Annotated in this window: 3 protein-coding genes; all 3 read left to right on the top strand. The window is 65.4% G+C overall.

Features of this window, described 5'->3' with window-relative positions:
• A partial coding sequence (locus CN311_RS20455; RefSeq protein ID WP_245440892.1) for an L-threonylcarbamoyladenylate synthase occupies positions 1-625 on the top strand: 625 nt, incomplete at its 5' end.
• A 9-nt stretch (positions 626-634) separates the two neighbouring features.
• Positions 635-2,065, top strand: coding sequence for an FAD-binding oxidoreductase (locus CN311_RS20450; protein WP_097575533.1), 1,431 nt, complete (start codon positions 635-637; stop codon positions 2,063-2,065).
• Positions 2,066-2,249: 184 nt separating this feature from the next.
• On the top strand, positions 2,250-2,819 hold the full coding sequence (locus tag CN311_RS20445; RefSeq protein WP_097575532.1) for a DUF6101 family protein: 570 nt from the start codon (positions 2,250-2,252) through the stop codon (positions 2,817-2,819).
• The last annotated feature ends 104 nt before the right edge of the window (positions 2,820-2,923 follow it).

The following is a 2,923-nucleotide window of genomic DNA, read 5'->3' as shown; positions in this document are numbered from 1 at the left end:
CGCAGCGCCCAGCGCCAATTCCTCCGGCAAGATCAGCGCCACGACCGCCGAGGCCGTGGCAGCCGATCTTGGCTCCAAGATCAAATTGGTGGTCGATGGCGGCGCGACGCCGGTTGGATTGGAATCGACGATCGTCAAGGTTGAAGGCGCAAGATTGCGGCTCCTGAGGCCGGGCGGTATTGCCGCCGGCGACATCGAGGCAGTCGCCGGCACGGCGCTGCTGCGCGGCGCCGAAGGCATCGAGGCGCCAGGCATGCTGGCCTCGCACTACGCGCCGGGCGCTGCGGTGCGCGTCAACGCCGGGAAGATCGCCAAGGGCGAAGCCTTGCTGGCCTTCGGCGGCCACCGTGCTGAGGGCTGGCAAGGCGCTGCCGCCCTGCGCAACCTGTCGGTGTCAGGCGATCTGCGCGAGGCGGCGAGCAACCTTTTTGCCCATATGCAGGATCTCGATCGCAGCGGTGCCAAGACCATCGCCGTCGAGCCTATCCCATTCGACGGGCTGGGCGAGGCGATCAACGACCGGCTATCGCGCGCCGCCGCCCCTCGTGACCGGGCCGCCACGCGTGACCGGGCCGCCACGCGTGACCGGGCCGCCACGCGTGACAAGATCGACACAGGGCAATAGTTTCCACCCATGAACGACATGTCCCAAGACCTCGACGCCGCCCTCATCGACCGCTTCGCGACAATCGTCGGCGACAGATATGCGCTTCGCGACCAGCAGGATATCGCGCCTTTCCTCACCGAGCGGCGCGGCCTGTGGCATGGCAGGACGGCGCTGGTGCTGAGGCCCGGCAGTGTCGACGAAGTCAGCCGCATCATGAAGCTGGCAAGCGAGACCGGCACGCCGATCGTGCCGCAAAGCGGCAATACCGGGCTGGTCGGCGCTCAGGTGCCGGATGCTTCCGGCCGCGAGATCGTGCTGTCGCTGTCCAGGCTGAACCGCATCCGCGAGATCGACGTCTTGTCCAACACGGTCACTGTCGAGGCAGGCGTCATCCTGCAGACCTTGCAGGAGGCGGCCGATGCCGCCGACCGGCTGTTTCCGCTGTCGCTCGCCGCGCAGGGTTCCTGCCAGATTGGCGGCAACCTCTCCTCCAATGCCGGCGGCACCGGCGTGCTTGCCTATGGCAATGCGCGTGAGCTCTGTCTCGGCGTCGAAGTGGTGCTGCCGACCGGCGAGGTGTTCGACGATCTGCGCAAGCTGAAGAAGGACAATACCGGCTACGATCTGAAGAACCTGTTCGTCGGCGCCGAGGGTACGCTTGGCATCATCACTGCCGCCGTGCTCAAGCTTTTCCCCAAGCCGAAGGGGCGGGAAGTGGCTTTTGTCGGAATGTCGTCGCCCGAGGCGGCACTCTCCCTGTTCAGCCTGGCCATGGACCGCGCCGGCGCCGCGCTCACTGCCTTCGAGCTGATCGGCCAGAGGCCCCACGATTTCACGCTTGCGCATGCCCAAGGTGTGGTGCGCCCACTGGCCGAGGATTGGCCGTGGTATGTGCTGATGCAGATCTCATCCGGGCGCTCGGCGGAGGATGCACGGGCGCTGATCGAGGAGGTGCTGTCGGAAGGCCTCGAGCAGGAGATCGTCGGCGATGCGGTGATTGCGGCGAGCATCGCGCAGGGCGACGCTTTCTGGAATTTCCGCGAGGTTCTGCCCGATGCGCAAAAGCCCGAGGGCGCCTCGATCAAGCACGACATCTCGGTGCCGGTGGCCTCCATCCCGTCATTCATCGACAAGGCGGCTGGCGCGGTGCAATCCGTCAGCCCGGGTGCCCGCGTGGTCTGCTTCGGCCACATGGGCGACGGCAACCTCCACTACAACATCTCCCGGCCAGTCGATGGCGATGACGAGGCGTTCCTCGGCCTGTACCACGCCATGAACCACGCCGTGCACGATGTCGTGCGCAGCTTTCACGGCTCGATCTCCGCCGAGCACGGCATCGGCCAGTTGAAGCGAGACGAACTGATCGCCACGGCGCCGCCGATGGCCATCGATCTGATGCGCCGGGTGAAGGCGGCCTTCGACCCGGCCGGCATCATGAATCCCGGTAAGGTTATCTGATCCTTTCCCGAGCGCGAGCCCGGTGGCATTCCGATAACCATCGCCTGCGATCAGCAAAATTTAACTGACTTTCTTAAGCGCAGCGGTAAGAAGCGCGCGCTAATGTTTCTCCACAACGAGGCTGGACAAACCGGCCCGGAGAGAACCGCAAGCCGGCTCTCAGGAGAGACAGGAAAGGCAATCTATGAACATCGGACTGAAGCCAGTCTGGGCCGGGTGCAATATGCGCCTCGACCCATTCCGCCTGCCGCAGGTGGCAAGCTACGCCACCCGCGACGACTATGGCGACGTTACCTTCACCATCGACCAGCGTGGCGCCGTCATTCGCCGCACGCTGGAGATGAGCGGCGTGCCGGCGATCATCGCTCTGCCCGCCAACGCGTTTCGCGGCGTGGCCGCCCGCGCGATGGAGGATCCGGATGGCAATGTCACGGTGACCCTGGAGCTCCTGCACAATGATCCCATGTTGTCGGTGCCGCTGCTGGTGGCCGACGATCTCGACGATGTCGCCGCCGACTGGCGCGCCTGGGCCGACGCCTATCGCCTGCCGATGCTGTTGATCGAAGCGGACGGCATTGCCCGCACGCTGGAGGAATCGCTTGGCGCCGCCATCAAGACGCTGCCGGCGCAGGACCGCCGCAAGGGCCGCGTCTCGACCACGCGCCGCCCACGTTTCCTCGCCCGCCGTCGGGCCGGCGACCTCGGCCTCAGGCTGGTCATCGGCGGCGAGGAAATCATCTCACGCGACGAATAGACGATTTCGATGGGTTCCAATTCAACCGGCGTCCGGGTTGTTTTTCCCTGAAGTGCCTCGTGGTCCAGCTGGGTGGTATTGTCTCAAGCTGAAGATCTCAAGGG

Origin of the sequence: Mesorhizobium sanjuanii (assembly GCF_002529485.1) — a bacterium.
GTDB lineage: Bacteria > Pseudomonadota > Alphaproteobacteria > Rhizobiales > Rhizobiaceae > Mesorhizobium > Mesorhizobium sanjuanii.
Note: the sequence above shows the minus strand (reverse complement) of the source record. Positions and strands in the feature narration are given on the sequence as shown.